The sequence below is a fragment of the Bacillus sp. LR--39 genome (assembly GCF_053613335.1).
The window spans coordinates 1-703 of the sequence record NZ_JBSIOT010000894.1; the positions used below are offsets into that span (position 1 = coordinate 1).

Sequence of the window (703 nt, forward strand, 5' to 3'; positions counted from 1 at the left end):
TACGGCTTGGAGAAGCAAAAAAGATCAGGATTGAAAAGCTATGAACAGCCGGCAGATTGCCCTTTTCGGAAACCCGAATACGGGGAAGACGTCATTGTTTAATGCGCTGACAGGCTCCTATGAGTATGTCGGAAACTGGAGCGGGGTGACTGTTGAGAAAAAGGTGGGGCTGCTCCGTCATAAACAAGGAATGATAGTCGATCTCCCCGGTGTTTATACATTGAGTCCGCTGTCCCGCGATGAAGGGGTTGTCACAGACTTCCTGCTCAATGATTCATTTTCAGATATATTGAATATTGTCGATGCATCACAGTTAAAGCGGAACTTGCACTTAACCGTGCAGCTCCTGGAATTTGGGCATCCGCTTACGATCGGTTTAAATATGATCGATGTCGCAGGACAGCGCGGCGTCTTCATTGATCATCAAAAAATGTCTGATGCGCTAGGTGTTCCGGTAATTCCTGTGATTGCCCGCAGCGGCAAAGGATGTGATGAACTGAGCAGGCATTTGCTTTTTGAAAAGGAAAAGAGGGCGGAGCCGCTCGTCATCAATTACGGAAGCGCAGTGGAAGAAGCGATTGGCCGGATCGAATCGATCATACCCGAACTCCCCGGCGTTTTAAAGCGCTGGATGGCCCTTCAATATTTGGAAGGCAACTCGAAAATGAAAGAACAGCTGGAGGACGCGGCCGACAGCGAAAGA

At 48.9% G+C, this 703-nt stretch carries 1 protein-coding gene; it reads left to right on the forward strand.

The features are described 5' to 3' along the window. Nucleotides 1-40: 40 nt before the first annotated feature. A partial coding sequence (locus ACWHAR_RS27310; protein WP_452088461.1) for a FeoB small GTPase domain-containing protein occupies nucleotides 41-703 on the forward strand: 663 nt, incomplete at its 3' end.